Origin of the sequence: Marinifilum sp. D714 (genome assembly GCF_030851345.1) — a bacterium.
GTDB lineage: Bacteria > Bacteroidota > Bacteroidia > Bacteroidales > Marinifilaceae > Marinifilum.
Window position 1 is genome coordinate 224,401 of the sequence record NZ_JALPNU010000002.1, and the last position, 18,435, is coordinate 242,835.

General features: G+C 35.6%; 8 protein-coding genes. 6 read left to right on the top strand and 2 right to left on the bottom strand.

What is annotated here, in order from left to right:
* Nucleotides 1-6: 6 nt before the first annotated feature.
* The 6 genes from M0051_RS02840 (at nucleotide 7) to M0051_RS02865 (ending at nucleotide 15,097) form a co-directional block, all read left to right on the top strand.
* Nucleotides 7-297, top strand: coding sequence for a hypothetical protein (locus M0051_RS02840; protein ID WP_120238719.1), 291 nt, complete (start codon nucleotides 7-9; stop codon nucleotides 295-297).
* A gap of 74 nt (nucleotides 298-371) precedes the next feature.
* On the top strand, nucleotides 372-1,616 hold the full coding sequence (locus tag M0051_RS02845; protein ID WP_306740024.1) for a hypothetical protein: 1,245 nt from the start codon (nucleotides 372-374) through the stop codon (nucleotides 1,614-1,616).
* Nucleotides 1,617-1,960: 344 nt separating this feature from the next.
* Complete coding sequence (locus M0051_RS02850; protein ID WP_306740025.1) at nucleotides 1,961-11,518, top strand: gliding motility-associated C-terminal domain-containing protein; 9,558 nt, start codon at nucleotides 1,961-1,963, stop codon at nucleotides 11,516-11,518.
* A 36-nt stretch (nucleotides 11,519-11,554) separates the two neighbouring features.
* Nucleotides 11,555-12,616, top strand: a complete 1,062-nt coding sequence (locus M0051_RS02855) for a type IX secretion system membrane protein PorP/SprF (protein ID WP_306740026.1) — start codon at nucleotides 11,555-11,557, stop codon at nucleotides 12,614-12,616.
* 79 nt (nucleotides 12,617-12,695) lie between these two features.
* The gene (locus M0051_RS02860) at nucleotides 12,696-14,048 is read left to right on the top strand and encodes a hypothetical protein (RefSeq protein ID WP_306740027.1); all 1,353 of its coding nucleotides are present in this window, start codon (nucleotides 12,696-12,698) and stop codon (nucleotides 14,046-14,048) included.
* Nucleotides 14,045-15,097 carry a hypothetical protein gene (locus M0051_RS02865; protein WP_306740028.1) on the top strand — a complete coding sequence of 351 codons (1,053 nt, stop codon included), beginning with the start codon at nucleotides 14,045-14,047 and terminating at the stop codon, nucleotides 15,095-15,097. Before M0051_RS02860 ends, M0051_RS02865 begins: the two co-directional genes overlap by 4 nt.
* 192 nt (nucleotides 15,098-15,289) lie before the next feature.
* On the opposite strand, the gene M0051_RS02870 is transcribed toward M0051_RS02865, so the two are convergent.
* Nucleotides 15,290-16,744 (bottom strand): monomeric [FeFe] hydrogenase, encoded by a 1,455-nt coding sequence (locus M0051_RS02870; protein ID WP_306740029.1) that lies wholly within the window; start codon nucleotides 16,742-16,744, stop codon nucleotides 15,290-15,292.
* Nucleotides 16,745-16,878: 134 nt separating this feature from the next.
* Nucleotides 16,879-18,300 carry a CCA tRNA nucleotidyltransferase gene (locus tag M0051_RS02875; protein WP_306740030.1) on the bottom strand — a complete coding sequence of 474 codons (1,422 nt, stop codon included), beginning with the start codon at nucleotides 18,298-18,300 and terminating at the stop codon, nucleotides 16,879-16,881.
* Nucleotides 18,301-18,435: the final 135 nt, after the last annotated feature.

Consider the following 18,435-nt stretch of genomic DNA (forward strand, 5'->3'; position numbering starts at 1 on the left):
AATAAGATGAGAGAAATATGTGTGCCAATTCCATTTACCGATGATGAACAGGTAGCCGAAGTTGAAGTAAAATTCGCTAATCGAAAAATAAGTGTTCAATACCGACTGGAATCTTTTGTTTGGGATGTAAGTGAAGACCCGGATTTTAACCCCGAAGATGGTATAACAGAGGATTTGATGAAAATCTATAAGCTTAAAAAATTAATAGCCGAATATGATTCTTCATGGGAGTTGATACAGATATTTACACCTGCCGAAAATTCGAAATACATTCAGGTTCTGTTCCGAAAAAAATAAATTTACTTTGCAGCTGTAACTAATGTGTAGGTTGTGCGTCTTACAATCGATTCAGAACAATAAAAGCTGCGAATATGGAATATCTAAGTAAGATTGTATTATTTTTTTCTTTGTTTTTTACAATTCTATTGAGTGCTTTGGGAATTAAGGCACAAAATTATCGTTGTTATTTATATGGCTCTATAACTACTGTTGATGGAGATGTTTATGAGGGCCCGATTAGATGGAATGACGAAGAAGTATTTTTAACGGATGTTTTTAATTCTGAAAAAATAGAAAATCCATATTTGAAATATGTCAAGGAAGAAAAAAAGAGAGTAGTTGAATATAAGCGTAGAAAAAGAACTTCATGGTATAGAGTAGAATATGGTGATGGACAATCTTATAGTGCTTTTAATCGAAAATTTGAATGTCGATTTGGAGATATCAATTCCATTTCGGTAACCGGAAGAGAATCAGTTAATCTGGAACTTAAAACAGGAAAATTCATAAACCTGTCAGGTGGATCTAATGATGTTGGTAATCAGGTTTGGATAATGGATCACGAGCTTGGCTTGCTTAAGATTGATTGGAACAGAATTGATGTGGTGAACTTTTTCACTCCGGAGAAGCAAGCTATTGAAAACTTTGGCGAACCAATCTATGGTAAAATCACAACTACAATTGGTGAATTTACTGGCTTTATTCAATGGGACCATGATGAAAGATTACTGGGAGATAAATTGGATGGAGTAAGTCGTGATGGTGATATGGATATTCCATTTACTAAAATCAGTAAAATACAAAAAGAGGAGAATGGTTCAAGAATTACCTTAATGTCGGGGCGTAATTTGTTGCTAAAATCTTCTAATGACGTTTCGAGAAATAACCGAGGTATAATTGTGACTATACCAAATGTTGGACGAATTGACTTTACCTGGAAACACTTTTTATCTCTTGATTTATTACCACTCCCGAAAACTACGAAGAGTTGTTTTTCTGAATTTAATGATTCGGAAAGATTATACGGAAAGATAACTAATAAGGAGGGAGAAACTTTTGAGGGGGTGATAGTTTATGACTTGGATGAGGCAATGGACTCGGAAATTTTAAATGGTTTTAATAATGAACTGGGATTTTCGGTGCCGTTTAGAAATGTAAGAAAAATTACACCTAAAGCTTATAATTATTGTTTGGTAGAATTAAAAAGCGGACAAAATCTCTTCTTAGGTGACCAAACTGATGTTTCAGGTAAGAATGCAGGAATATTGATATTTACAGGAAATAATGATTATAAGATTTTTGATTGGGAAGAGATTCGTGAAATTATATTCATGTAAATTGTTTAAAGCAATGAGTTGAATAAAAAAAATATAATCGTCTGGAACTGTTGAAAAACCTGATCGTTTGAAAGAATGATCAGGTTTTTTTATAATCTTTTGATTTAATACAAATTATAACGTGTTTAATATTAATAAAACAAAAAACTATTTCTAACTTGGACGAACAAAGTGCAAGTTGATCAGGAAATAATCCTGGGGTAATAATTAATATGTTGAAATTTTTCCCCAAATTTGAAACTTATTTGTTTTTCTCTCGTCAAAGCAAGAAGTTCTTTTATAAAAAGAATTAATGATTTTATCTAACCTGTTGGTGAGTTTGACTGATTAGAAATCTGTTTGTTATGAAAAGGTATGGTATACGTTTATTACTGTTAATATTATTACATACTGTTTATGTTACTGCTGAAGCGCGTGATTTTTACTGGATTGGTGGCTCTGGGAACTTTAATGATATTCAGCATTGGAGTGATCAGCCAGGAGGGAAAGTAAATCCTGATGCTTTATTGCCGGACAAGGATGACAATGTTTACTTCGACGAATTTTCATTCCCAGATCCAGGTGCAGAGGTTACGATTACAAGTGTTGCCCGATGTGCGAATATGCATTGGGGGAATGTGAAGAACATGCCAACATTTAAAACCGATGACAATCCGGCTCACTATCTGGTAATATATGGAGGTGTCACTTTTAGCAATCAAATGGTAATCGATCTTGATCGACCATTATATTTTCGTGCTAATACATTAGGTAATATTGTTGATTTTGGAGGGAATACATTCGATGGAGATCTAATTTTTGAAAACAATGGTGGATGGAGAATCACCAATGAACTAAATATTTTAGATAATGATATCCAATTCAATCAGGGAACTTTAAGCATTGAAGCAGAAGTAAATTGTGGAAGAATTATTTCAAATACTACCATTTCGAGAGAAGTGTACTTGAATTCTGCTACCATAAACTTGAATAAGCCAGGAGAATCTGTTTTTACCTTTCAGACAGAAAATCTTAGTGTTAACGCAGGTAATTCCACAATTAATGTTTTATCAGATAACTCGAGTATTGAAGTATCGGGTAGTAAAATGATAGATTTTTACAATTTGATATTCTCTGGAAATTCGGGAGCTGTTCTTAATACGAGTTTGCGCGCCAATTTTAACAAACTAACATTCCAAAAAGATGGTAGTTTAAGTGGGGCAAATGATTTTCAGGAATTAGAATTTACCGAGGGCTATTCTTATATCATTGATAAAGATGTTCAAAATGTTCATGTCCTGTTTACTGCAATAGGGCAATGTCATGCGTTTATAAATATTACAGGAGGTGCTACAGGCGGATTTATTTCAGCCGATGGTGTAGCTTTAGATTACCTAAAAGTTAGGAATGTAACTGCAACAGGTAAAGCGGCTCTTTTTAATGCAACCAATTCCTATGATTTGGGAGCAACTTTGGGATGGAATTTTGGTGCTCCTTCTTCTGATGACTATACTTGGAACGGAGATGGAGGAGATAACAATTGGGGGAATCATGAGAACTGGGATAAAGATTGTGTTCCATCCAGAAATAATAATGCCATTATCCCTAACGGATTTACAGTGAATGTTAACGTTCCTGCAGAATGTAAGGATCTTGAGATTCAAGGTACATCTACATTTGAGGGGAATCAAAATTTGGAAATATATGCATCCTTAAAGGCTACAAATGCAATCTGGGATTTTGATGGGCAAACCACATTGAAAGGTGGAGGTACGATATCTTTAAATGATGCAATGTCGGGAGCTATGTTGGTTGACGGCAAAGCTAATACTTATACTTTAGTTACTGCATTGAATGTTGAAAACGAATTACATTTGATTTCGGGAACATTAAATGCAGCTAATTTCACAATTGATGTAAACCGATTTGTTTCGAAATCTTCAGAGCCAAGGACATTAAACATTGCGAATGCAAAATTTGATGTCAATACAGGAGTTTTAAAAGCCTGGCATGTTGAGGGGACAGGTTTTTCCTTTTTAGGAACCGGATCAGAAATAACTCTTTACCAAAGTGGAGCTGAATTTTATAATAACAATACCGATGGAATTACTTATGAGAAAGTTCAGTTTCATCCTCAAGATAACCAGGTATACCTAACCAATGAGAATGCAAAGGATTATCCTACTTTCAAAGAATTAATTTTTAATGGAAGTGCAAAGTTTTCTGGAAACCATCAATTCGAGAGTGTTACCTTGGCTGCAGGAAAAGAATATCTATTTCAGCCAGGAAGTACTCAAAGATTACTTACTAAAGATGGATTTGTTGCATCAGGTACATGTGCAGATAATATTTCTTTGAGAGGGGATGGAGGTGTTGCATCTATCGAGAGTGATGTGAATACTTCAAATGTTGAATGGGTTAGAGTAGAAGATCTAACTATAACAGGTAATGTAGTTCCAAATGAAGGTGGTTTAAATGCTAGTAAATCTATTGGAGTTTCCAATTATGATGGGTGGAATTTTATAGATGATCTGACTGGTGGAGATGTTTATTGGACAGGTAATGTTGATGACAATTGGTTCGAAGCTGGTAACTGGGATACAGGTTGTATTCCTACAAGAAAAGACAATGTGTTTTTTGAAGATGTTAAAGTTACGGGTAGCTCGGCAGTAAATATTTCGCTTAGAGGGCAGGTTGCTGAGTGTAACAACATGACCTGGAGTACTGCAACCAATATGACTTTTTCAGGAGATCAACCAATCAATATATTCGGAAGTCTTGATATGTCAGGCATGGCAGCAGGAAAGAATTCATTTTCAGGAGAAATGAATTTTAAGGCTGAAAAAGATCCACAAACTATTGATATTGGGGTAGTAGAATTAATTAGTGATCTTAATTTTGCTGGAAATGAACAGGAAGATGGCAGTTGGAAAGCTGGTTCTTGGAGTATCACTTCAAATCTTATTACCACAGGTAAGATTGATTTGAAATATGGTGATTTATCTACCAATGGAAATGAAATAGAAAGCAAGGAATTTTATTCTAACTATGGTATAGATAATATACGTTCATTGAACTTGGCTTCCACAATCCTTAAAGTTGAGAAATTTGAAGTTTCTGCAGAAGCACTTACGCTAACTTCTGGTACTTCGGAAATTCAAATGACAAAAGCAGGAGAGTTCATAGTTTCTGCAGGCGATGAGGATTTGGCATTTTATAACCTGACTTTTGAAGAATCAACCGGAAATGCATATGTAGATATTTTTGCTGATGATGTAAGTTTTAATGAAATGGTATTTAATGGGAATACTTATTTCAGAAAACCTACTCCTTCAAAAATGAGTTTTTCGGCCAAAAGTATTCAAATGGCCGTAGGAAAAACCTATGTGTTTGAAAGCAGACAGGAGTTTGAATTCGAAAATATAATTGCCAATGGAGCCTGTGAAGGAACAATCGATATTTCAGGTTCTGATTCTGATGCTGCTATATTTAAAGCTAAAACAGGAGTAAAAGAAATTGAAGTAAATTCGGTTAATTTATTAAACGTCCATGCAGATCCGGAAAATGTATTTATTGCAAAATCATCATTGGATTTAGGTAATACAACCGGTTGGAAATTTAAAGACGAACCAAAGGGTAAAGATTTATATTGGATAAATGGAGAAGGAGATTGGGATGATCCAAATCATTGGGCAACTTCTTCAGGAGCTAAAGATACTGGTGGGGTTCCAGATGGATGTGTGCCAACTGCCAAGGACAATGTTTTTTTCGATGTAAATTCATTCACAGGATTTGATCAGAATGTAAGAACGGGTTCAGGTGATATACGTTGTAGAACAATGGATTGGACAGGTTCTGAAACAGCACGACCTAATTTAATTATGGGAGATACCGATATTTCGGGTGTTTACATTTATGGTTCTTTCATTCTTAATAATACATTGGAAATTGACTTGTCACCAATGGTTAACTTCTATTTTAGAGCAACAGAAGCACAAACCATTAATACATTTGGTTATGTATTTCCGAACGTGGTTGAATTCGATGGAAAGGATGGAGAATGGACCATGAACTCTAATTTTCAGACAGAAGGAGACTTATTTATTCGTCATGGCAAGTTAATTGCGAATGGAAATTTAGTTGAATGTAAAAGTTTAACTTCTATTGAAACTCCTGCAGGCATAAACTCGAGAGGATTAGATATTAAAAATTCAAACTTGATAATAAATGGTAGCGAAGATGTTTCGGGACGTTCGATTTATATCAATTTTGCAGAAGAGGCCTTTGAACAAGGATTTGAGTTTCTTACAGAAAATAGTACCATAAGATTAAAAGATAATGCCGATGTTATTTTACTAGGATCTACTTTAAATAGTGTATCATTTAATGAAATAATATTTGAAAAAGGAGGAGAATTGAATGGTGGATTCTCAGGCTTGGAAGTATATGCATCACATTTATTATTCCAAGGAGATGGTATAATAAAAGGAAAGAAAAATTCATTCGGAACTCTTGAATTGGAAAGAGGCTTTGAATACAAATTAGAAAAAGGCAGAACCATTACAACCGATCAATTGCTTGTTGAAGGTAGCTGTTTTGCTCCAATATACTTACACTCTACTAAGGAAGGTGCAGGAAATGAAACGTTTATAGTTTCCAAGAGTGATGTAAATGGTAATTTCCTTGAATTAAAAGATATTCATGCTGATGTTTCAGGTGGCATAAAATACAATGCAAGCAACTCTTTCGATTTGGGAAATACAAATGGTTGGACCGTTGATGGAGCGATTGCTCCTATAGCTTTGTACTGGACTGGTAATGGTGCAGATGATAATTGGAATAATCATGAAAATTGGAGTAGAGCAATTGATGGTAGTGAAGAAGGTTGTGTACCAACAATTAATGACGATGTGTTTTTTACATCTAACTCATTCTTTGGTAGTAAGCTGGTAGAATTAACGACTGATGCCAAATGTCATAGTATGACATGGAATGATGATATTGATCCGGATGCTAGTTTTTCTGTTACAGCAAAATTGCAAATGGCTGGTTCCATGGACCTGGCCAATAGCATGACTTTGGATATGCAGGGAACTTTCGAATTTATTGGTGATGGATTAACAGATATTAAGAATGTTGATTTTGCTAATAAAAACCTGGATGGAGATATCCGATTTGTAGGAAAGGATCAAAAGTGGAATTGGCAAACTGGTTTTATTACTTCTGGAAATTTGGAAATTGATGAAGGTTCCGTTTCTACTCAAGGTTTTGGTTTTACCGTGAATCAGTTCAAGTCATTGTCATTACACGATTCTGATGCAGTTCGTTCATTCGATATGACAAATTCAATAGTTAAAGTAACTTCCAATAATATTACAAGTTGGAGTATGATAATGAATACTACTGGAGGTTTAACTTTCACAAGTACAGATTCATACATTACTTTTGAAAATGGAGGAGGTATTTATTGTGAAACCGATGGTGAAGTTCGTTTCGGATTTGTGGATTTTGTTGATAATGGTGTTATTAATATTACAAGTGGAGCAGATACAGAAAAAGGATATTTTGGTTCTGTAAGATTTATGGAAGAAGGAAAGATTTTTGGAAACACTGAATTTCTAAATCTTGAATTTACATTGGGTTACGAGAACAATACCATTGAGTCAGGAAAAACAGTAACTGTTGTGAACGATTTAAAAATGGAAGGTGTTCGTTGTTCATACGTTTTTCTAAAAGCAAGTACACCTGGAGTACGTGCAACACTTCACAAAACAGCAGATACTTTCGATAAAATTTACAATGCATTTTTTACTGATATTCAAGGAACTACAGGTTCCGGTGCCATTGATCATCCAGTTAAATACCATTATGATGGAGATAATTCTACTGGTTTTGTTTTATGGAATGATCCTAGTGGTGAAGACAATCCTCCTTCATTTGAGGAAAGTTTTGATAAACCAAGAGAAGAGTGGTGTAGTGATGTTGCTGTGCTAGATCATGTTAAAGGATTCCCGATTAATAGTTCAACTACTTTTCAATGGTATTACAGTGTTGATGGAACAGCTGGTACTTATACCGAAATAGATGGAGAAACCAACGCGGTAATTGAAGTTGATAAAAATGGGTTCTATAAAGTTGAAGTTCGATATGGAAAAAATACTGTAGCTGATGATGGAACTGATTGTAAAATTGAATCAACAATAGAAGTTGCATTGGGTGAAGTTTCTACAGTTTCATTAGAAATTACTGCCAACAATGTAAAATGTTTCGGACAGAGTAATGGACAAATAATTGCAACAGTTAAAAAGAATGCAACTGGAAATTATCCTGATTATACATTTTTCTGGAAATCGGAATCTGGCGAAGATGTAGATTCTGCTGATGACAAACCAAATTGGACAAGTACAGCTTTTGGTCTTAAACCAGGAAAATATTACGTAACTGTTGCTGATGGTAAAAAATGTGAGTTCGATGCTGAAGTTAATGTTTTTGATGCTTATGAATTATTAATAGATAATATCGATACCAAAGATCTCACTTGTTACACAGTTCACGAAGGAGAGATTTCGATTGATGCTTCGGGAGGAACAGGAAGCTTATCCTATTATTTGGATAACAATTTGCAAGCAAGTGAAAATATTACCGGATTAGCATCTGGTGATTACAAAGTTTTTGTTCAGGATGGAAATGATTGTAAAACTACCGAAGAAGATGTAAGTATAAATTCAAATCCAGAATTGATTGTTGATTTGAATGGTTCGGATCTCAAATGTTTCGGAGATAAAAATGGTGAATTTACTCCAACTGTAACTGGTGGAGTAACAGATTATTCCTACGATTGGACTGGACCTGATGGATACTCTTCTACAGATTCTAATATTTCTGGATTAGCTGGAGGTTTGTATAAATTGACCATTACAGATAAGGTTGGATGTACAACATATAAGGAGCATGAACTGAATGAGCCAACGGAACTAATTGCAGGAGAGTTAGTTGTGGATGATGCCAACTGCCATGGAGAGAAGTCGGGTGAAATATTTGTAGTGGGAGGACAGGGTACTCCTGATTACCGCTATTTCCTTGATGGTGTGGAAGAAAGCACCGGAATGTTCAAAAGTTTAGCCCCTGAGAATTACGTATTACGTATCGTTGATGCCCATGGGTGTATATTCGAGAAAGAAATCACTGTAAAGGAACCAAACAAAATTGGATTTGTAATTGCCGACATCGTTTTACCTTCTTGTGAAAAATCGGAAGACGGAATTATTCATGTTACGCCTTATGGTGGAAATGATGGTTACAATTATACATGGACTGGTTCGAATGACTACAAATCGTATGAGCAGAATATTGAAAACCTGATTTCGGGAAAATATGCATTGCAAATTACGGATAAGAAAAATTGTTCAAAAACGGACACCGTCAAATTAGATCTTGGTCTCAGTCTTCAGCTCGGTGTTGTAGTTGAACAACATGTAGAAAAAGCTGGAACAAATCAGGGAGTTTTGGCATTGGAATTATTTGAAGGTACCATGCCGTACACTTTTACAGTTAGTGGACCAAGTGGAACATTTAGCAGTCCTGATAATTTTGATGAAAATAATTATTTGATTGAAAATCTGGCGGCAGGTGTTTATAAAGTTGTTGCCACTGATGCATCATCTTGTACTACAGTTGAAAAGTCGGTGATTATTGAAGGTCCCGGACAAGTATTTGCATATATTGATCAAGTAAAACCAATAGGTTGTATTGGTTCTTCAGATGGAGAGCTGGAAGCAGTTGTTGGTGGAGGATCAGGAACTTACACATACTCATGGACAGGTCCATCTGGTTATTCGGGAAGTGGAAAGAATATATCTAACTTAGAACCAGGAACTTATTCGCTTAGCGTGAGTGATGGAGGAAATACGGCAAATGCCACATTTGACCTGTTACCTGCTGATCCTATTATTGTTAGTGTTAAAAATTTTAAAAATGTTAGTTGTTACCAAGCGGCTGATGGAGAAATTGAATTATTGGTAGATACTGGTGGAGCTGATTATACAGTTGAGTGGACCAATGATCTTGGTAAAGGATTTTTATCTTCGGCTAAGAAGATAATGAATTTGGAACCAGGTATGTATACCTATAAGGTTACTACTGCAAAAGGTTGTAATGTTACAGGTAATCAACAAATTACAGAGCCAGTAGATTTAAATCTAACTGCGAGTAATACAGATATTAGTATTGAAGGAGAACGCGATGGGCTTGTTTCTGCAAATTTTGGAGGAGGAACTGCACCATATACAGTTTTGATTTCTGGACCGAAAGGTTATTCTCATGCCGAGCTTGACAATACATCAGGAACGGTTTCGGTCAATGGACTGGAAATGGGAGTTTACGAAGTTGCAGTTATTGATGCCAATGGTTGTAGAATTGAGGATGTTACAAAGGTACATGAACCTACAAAATTACTACTTTATACTACTTCGGTAACACACATTACTTGTCCCGGAGGTACGGAAGGGGCTGTTAATCTTGCGGTTGAGGGAGCTAGTGATCCTGCAAATCTTACATTTTCATGGTCTGGCGACAATCATTTTAGAAGTACCGATAAGGATATAAGTAATTTAAATGCAGGTACTTATAAAGTAACGGTGCATGATTCAGGTGGTGATCCTGGATATGAAGAGCAAAGTTTGGTAATTGTTGTAAAAGAGCCTGATTTGCTTGAGGTTGAGATAAATACTAGGAATGTCTCATGTCCTGGAATGACCGACGGTTATATAAACATTCAGGCTAAAGGGGGAACTCCTGGCTATGAGTATAACTGGACAGGAGCCGGTGTTGAGGTAAATAATGAAGATCAGGAATCATTGGTAGCAGGAATATATACTGTAAGTATCACTGATATAAATGGTTGTAGGTTGGAAGATGTGCCAATTGAAATTACAGAACCAGAAAAATTGATGGTTTCGATTGGGGGAAGTAAGGATCCTACCTGTTATGGGTTGGAAAATGGCTGGATTCAATTAGATATCAGTAATGGAACAGAACCGTATATTATTGACTGGAATAACTATGGTAGTGTAACCCAGCGAATTGAGGAATTAACTAGAGGAGTGTATGACTATACGGTTATTGATGATAATGGCTGTAGTGATAGTGGTTCGTTTACTTTAAACCAACCAGATACTTTAATTGCTGAGATTAATGATTTTACGGATGTTCTTTGTCATGGAGATGGAACGGGTAGAGCATTGGTTGAGATCAGCGGAGGAACTCCGGATTATAAAATTCTTTGGTCTGATGGACAGGATACTGCAGAGGCAACTGATCTTAAACTCGGGAAATATGAAGTGTCGGTGGTTGATGCTCAGGGTTGTACAGATATGTCTGAAGTAGAAATATTTGAGCCTGAACCATTGGTTGCGGAAATTGAAGTAATTAGGCCAACTACTTATGATGCAATGGATGGGGCCATTGGGGTAAATATTACTGGCGGTGTTAAAGATTATTCATACGGTTGGCTCAAGGATGATTTATCCTTAGGATTTACATCTGAAACAATTGAAGATATTGACAGAGGTGTATATACGTTGGAATTGAAGGATGCCAATAATTGTCCATTAGACACGACAATTGTTGTTGAATATTTATTTGAACGCAGAATTCGAATACCAAAGGCATTCACGCCAAATTCAGACGGTTACAATGATTATTGGGACATAGAAAGAATTGAATTTATCCAAAATTTGAAGATTGTTATTTATGATCGTTGGGGTAAGCCTGTATATAAATTTGCTGGTACTGGTAACGAATATAAAGGGGAGCCGTGGAAAGGCAATGATGGCAATATAAAACTGCCAATTGGATCGTATTATTACGCGGTGGAGGTTGAGGATGAAAAGCCAATGATGGGTACCGTAACCATTCTGAGATAGTAAAATAGAACTTTAAAACCTGACCATTATAATCTAATGAGAAGAACATTAATTTTATTAGGTATTCTCTTGCTTGGAATTTTTCAAGTTAAAGCGCAACAATTGCCTCTTTACAGTCAGTATGTAGAGAATGGATTCTTGCTAAATCCTGCTATGGCAGGGAGTAGGATGTATTCGCCATTGCGACTAAGTTTGAGGCAGCAATGGGCTGGTGTTGAAGGAGCTCCTGAAACACAGGCCTTAAGTTTTAACAAGAATTTAGGTGACAAATGTACTACCTGTAATGTAATGGGTAATCCGCTGGCACGCAGAAATAAACAGCGTGGTGTTGGTGTTGGAGGCTACTTTTTTAATGACAAATATGGAGCTGTTTCTCGCACTGGAGTAGAACTTTCATATGCTTACCATTTGCAATTAAACAGGCGTCGATATGGCAAAGCTGGAACTAAACTTTCCTTTGGGTTGGGAGGTGTATTCTACCAATATAAATTCGATGGACGCGATATACCGGTAAATGATCCGCTTTACACTGGATCCGATATGGTAACCTATGTGCCCGATGCTAACTTTGGGGTATATTTGTATAATGATGATTATTTTATCGGTTTTTCCGCTGCTCATTTATTCGAATCTTCGGTAAAGCTTGGCGACAACATTTACACCGATAATATCATGATGCGTCATTTTTATGGTACTGCAGGTTATACTTTTCATTTAATGGATTTGGTGGATCTGGAGCCATCTGTGATTGTGAGAAAAACCATGAATTCAGATATGTATTACGATGCAACATTGAAATTATACATCAATCATTTCTGGATGGCAGCATCATACCGATCAAACGATCAAATTGTGGGTATGGTTGGAGTAAGTTACAATCAGTATTATATCGGATATTCTTACGATCATTACACCAATAACTTAATCGCTGATAGTAGCGATGGTACTCATGAAATCACCTTGGGAATCAATTTTGATATTCCGAATAAGATGAAGCGTGAGAGTAGAATGCGTGAAAGAAGGGCGGCCGATAGAAACTTTAGTAAAACCAAAACACAACGTCATAAAAGAAAAAGTAAAAACTATATTTTCTTTTAGGCTAAAAAGAATTTTAAATCCGGTAGCATACATAACTACCGGATTTTTTTTATCTTCAAAATTCCTAAACATTAATTTTATGCGCAATATTTTATATCTGCTATTCTGTTTAAGCTGTGTATTGGCAACTTATTCTTGTGATAATGACGATGGATTAAATACTGATCCTAATTTTCGAGTAAGTTTTTCAGTGGATACACTAAAATTTGATACACTTTTTACAGGACTTATATCAACTACTAAGCAGTTTAAGGTATATAACAAATCATCAAAAAAAATCAATCTGCAAGAGATCTATCTGCAAGATGAGAATTCACCATATCGACTTAATGTAAATGGAACAGCTGAAGAAAGGTTTGAAAATGTAGAAATAGGAGCGAATGACAGTCTTTTCGTATTTGTGGAGGTTGATTTAAGGCCAAAAGATACTGATGAAGCAGTTTTGCTTGAAGATATTTTGGTGTTTAATGTAAATAACAACCTTCAAGGGGTAATTTTAAGCACTTGGAGCCAAGATGTAGTCTTAGTTGAGGAAGATGTAGTCGATTCGCAAAATTGGACAGGAAAACGGCCTTATTTGCTTAATAAGCAAATTTCAATTTTCGAGAATGCTGAGCTTATCCTGGAGGAAGGAACGACTGTATATTTTGGAAAGAATGGAGGATTAGATATACATGGGACTATAAAAGCAGAAGGGAGCTTTGAAAAACCTGTTTATTTTGGCAGTTCGCGATTAGAGGAATTGTATAAAAATGTACCTGGTCAATGGAACGGAATTCATATTCATGAAAGTAGCAAATCAAATCGATTGAGTCATTTTATTCTGGAAGATGGTATTAATGGAATTCAATATACTGGGAATAATGGGGATTTACAGTTGGCATATGGAATAATCAGAAATTTTACAGAAAATGGAATTGCCATTACAAATGCTAATCTGCAAGCGCACGATTTGTTGTTGGTAAATTGTGGAGACGAATGTTTAAAAGTTGAGGATGGTGAGCTTAATTTATTTCAATCGACTTTATACAATGCTTGGAATTTTGATATAAGAACTGTGCCGAATGTTCAGATTGCAAATTCTTCGACATATAATTCTAATATTGCTAATTGCATTATATGGGGAACTCACAGCGACGAATTTGTTGTTAGTAATACATCTGGACTAAAAGTAGAAAATACGCTCTTAAAACTAAGTAAATCGCTTCAGGATGAATATGCCTCGATTTTCTCAGACTGCATTTTCAATGAGAATCCTGAATTCACGTCTATTGAAGAAAAAAATTATACGCTTAGTGAAACCTCTCCATGTATAAATACAGGGAAGCTTGAGATTGGAATAGAATATCCTAATGACCTTCTGAATAACTCGAGGACTGCTGATTCAACTCCAGATATGGGGGCTTTTGAGTTTAAGGATAGTCAGGAATGAAACGAATATACCTTACCATTTTTTTGTTCCTAATTGGTTTTTATGTCTCTGCACAATCTATATTAGAAGGAAGGGAAGAGAACAAGCGCGGTGATTTTAGAGCAATGTTTTACAATGTAGAAAATTGTTTCGATTGTTTTGATGATAGCTTAAAGCTGGACAATGAATTTTTATCCACTGGAGTAAGGAATTGGAGTTGGGAAAAGTACCAAAAGAAAGTCAATAAAATATCTAAAATAATAATGGCTGCAGGTGGATGGGAGTTTCCTGACATTATAGGCTTGTGCGAAATTGAAAATCGTTTTGTACTTGATGGTATTTTTAAATTCGGTCATTTGGGTAAAATAGGTTACCAAATCATTCATAGAGAATCGCCTGATAGAAGAGGGATCGATGTTGCTTTGATGTATCAACCTGAAGTATTTAAACCAATAGATACTTCCTTTATCCAATTAATTTACAATGGAGAAAAGGTATCTACTACCCGCGAGATTTTATATGTGAAAGCAAAGTTGCACTCCAGTGACACATTACATGTGTTTGTAAATCATTGGCCCTCGCGTTGGGGTGGACAGCTTGAATCGGAGCAAAAGCGTATTTCTGCTGCAAAATTGGTAAGGCAAAAAGTAGATTCAATTTATTTGCAATCGCCAAAGGCAAATGTCCTTATTATGGGAGATTTTAATGATTATCCGGAGAATGAATCCATATGTAAAACTTTGGGAGCTACGGAAATTGCCGACGAAATTAAAGATCAGCAATTGTATAATTTAGCCAGCGTTTTTGTGAAAAATGGAAGTATTGGCAGTCATAAGTACCAAGGGAAGTGGGGAATGCTCGATCAGTTTATTGTTTCGGGATCATTAATGAATAAATCTGCCGTTTTGTACTGCAACAAAGATGGAATGAGTGTGTTTGCACCCGATTTTTTATTGGAAAAAGATGAAACTCATTTCGGATTAAAACCTTACCGAACATTTGTGGGGTACAAGTACCATGGAGGTTTTAGCGATCATCTTCCCGTTATTCTTGATCTCTGGAGGAGGTGATGTTAATTACTTGTAATTTAGCAGTTTATATATTTGCGTAAGAGGCTCTACTCAAGCTTAAATAATCACTTTAAAAATCCTGGTGCAGTGATGCTTGGTTTCTAGTCCGGAATTGTATGTTTTCCACACTAGATAATGTATGTTTCCAGTGCGGTAATCGATCATTACCGCACTGGAAATTTTTTATAGATATTAATCTTCTAAACTTTCAATTAAAGCAGCAAGATTTTTCTCGTAAAGTTTGCTTCCTGTTTTAGGATCAAAATTGGAACTTGGTCCGGCAATACAGCCGCCTTCGCAAGCCATTACTTCTACAAAATTCCCGCTGGTTTTACCCGTTTTACCAAAAGCCTTTAGCATTTTAATCTTTTTCTTATCTAAACCATTTACAATTACAGGTTTGATATTCACGTAAGGCTTAACTTCTAGAACCGATTGTGCAACACCTCCGCTGGCTGCATAAGCTCTCCCATGATTCAAAATGCTTTTATCCAAAAGTAGAGGTTCTTCTTTACTAATTTCAATATTCCAACCATGAAATAGAGCTGAAAGTTCTTCAAATGTCATTACGTAATCAACATTTGGATCTTTCATTCCTTCACGACGCTTGGCAATACATGGACCTATAAATACGATCTTTGCATTAGGATATTTTTCTCTTACAATTTCAGCTGCATAGTACATCGGACTCTTGGTTTCCGAAACATATTTTTGAATTTCAGGAATGTGCTTTTCTGTAGCAGAAACATATGCAGGACAACAAGAAGTAGTCATAAACGGAGCTTTGTTTTCCAAACGTTCCAATAACTCATCAGCTTCTTTTTCTGTTGTTACATTTGCACCTTTTGCAACTTCAATTACATCACAAAAGCCTAATTGTTTTATAGCACCTAATACGGTATCTGTGGTCGATTTGAATTGACCAATAACTGCAGGGGCAACAATTGCAATGGTTTCAGTCTCTTCATCTTTGATCGATTTCATTACATCCACAATTTGTGAATTCTCCATAATTGATCCGAATGGACATGCAGTGATGCATTTACCACAATCAATACATTTGTCTTCATCGATTTGTTCGATACCATACTCATCTTTGGAAATTGCACCTACAGGACAAGCATTTTCGCATGGAACAGGCATGAATATAATGGAGTGATAAGGACACACGTTCATACAAATACCGCAGTTGATACAAGTTTTAGGATCGATTTGTGCCTGACCATTAGCGTTCCAGCTAATTGCATTTTTCGGACAGTTCATCATGCAAGGATGTGCAACACAACCTTTACAAAGGTTGGTAACGATGTATGAGTTTTTTACACATGAAGTACAAGCTTCATCAACAACGGTAAGAATTTTGTTGATAGGATTTTTTCTTTCTAGTGCTTCCTCGGCATATTCTGCCAGTGTTTTCAACTCATCTCGATCATCTTCCAAATCAAATCCCAAAAGAGGAATTAATTTTTCTTTAATGATAACACGCTCTTTAAAAACACAACATCTATCAAGATCTTGTTTTCTTCGAGGTGCCATTTCTAAAGGGATTCGATCTAATCCTTCATTAAATTTTCCTTCATTAAAAAGTTCTGCCATTTTCGATAACAGATCTCTTCTGATAATCATTGTATTATCAACGTAGGCCATTGGGTGTATAATTATAAATAGTGAGATTGCTTAATTGCCGCAAAAGTAGATATTATGTCGAGTATATCAACTGCTGCTTAACAAATTGAAATAGGTTATATAACAGAAAAAAAAAGTCCGGAAATATTTCCGAACTAATTATTCTTTTTTTTGCCAACTGGTTCAAGCCCCAGTTCTTTTCCTTTTTTAATCATGTAGTCATAGGCTGCTTCTCTTTCATTGGGAATAATTCCATCAAGAATTGCATCCTTTATGGCTACTTTTATATCGCCAATGGTTTTGCATGGTGACAAATTAAATGTATCGATAATCTCTTGTCCATCAATCGGAGGTTGGAAGTTGCGTATTGCATCTTTTTCTTCAACCTCTTTTAGTTTTTTGCGAACCAGCTGGAAATTGTCAAGGAATCGTTTTACCTTTTCTTCATTTTTAGATGTGATATCAGCTTCGCATAATTTCATTAGGTCATCAATGTCATCACCAGCATCAAAAAGTAATCTTCGAACAGCAGAATCGGTTACTACCTCTTGAGCCAATACAATTGGTCTCATGTGCAGTAATACCATCTTCTGAACAAATTTCATCTTTTCATTTAAGGGCAATTTCATATTCTTAAAAATGCGAGGAACCATTTTTTCCCCAACAAAATTGTGAGCATGGAAAGTCCAACCGATTCCTTTCACAAATTTTTTGGTATTTGGTTTGGCAATATCGTGTAGCAGTGCGGACCATCGAAGCCATAAATTATCGGAGTGAGGCACCAATTGATCTAAAACCTCAAGAGTATGATAGAAATTGTCTTTATGGCTAATTCCGTTTCTTGTTTCTCTTCCTTTCAATCTTTGAAACTCTGGAAAAATAATTTTCAACAAGCCACATTCTTCAAGCAATTTAAAACCAATTGATGGTTTAGCTGACATTACAATTTTATTTAGTTCCTCTATAATGCGCTCTTTAGAGATGATGTGAATGCGATCCTTGTTTTCTTTAATAGCTTCGAAAGTAATATCGGAAATTTTAAAGTTTAGCTGAGTTGCAAAACGAATAGCACGCATCATTCTTAAAGGATCATCCGAGAAGGTAATCATGGGATCCATTGGTGTTTTAATGATTTTACTATTCAAATCATCAATGCCTCCAAAAGGATCCAAAAGTTCTCCAAAATTGTCTTTGTGTAGACTTAATGCTAGCGCATTAATGGTAAAATCTCTTCTTTTCTGGTCATCCTCTAAACTGCCATTTTCAACAATTGGCTTTCTAGAGTCTCTGTTGTATGATTCTTTTCTGGCACCTACGAATTCTATTTCAAGGTCTTTGAATTTTAGCATTGCAGTACCAAAGTTCTTAAAGACAGATACCTTAGGATTACCAGCTCTGTCTGCAACTTTTTGGGCCAATTCAATACCACTGCCAATTACAACTACATCAATATCTTTTGAACTGCGTTTTAAAAATATATCTCTAACAAAGCCTCCAATTACATAGCTTTCGAGATTTTCTTCAGTTACAATTTCTGATATGATTGAAAATATAGGATGTTTTAAATGTTCTTTCACTTATTTATTAGTCATATAGCCTGTAATCAGGCTGTTACTACTATTTTGTCGATACATGATATACCGACTGTTTAATTTCCTGACAAAATTACAATTAATTAAGTGGATTATGAAAATTCAGAGAAAAATAGGCTT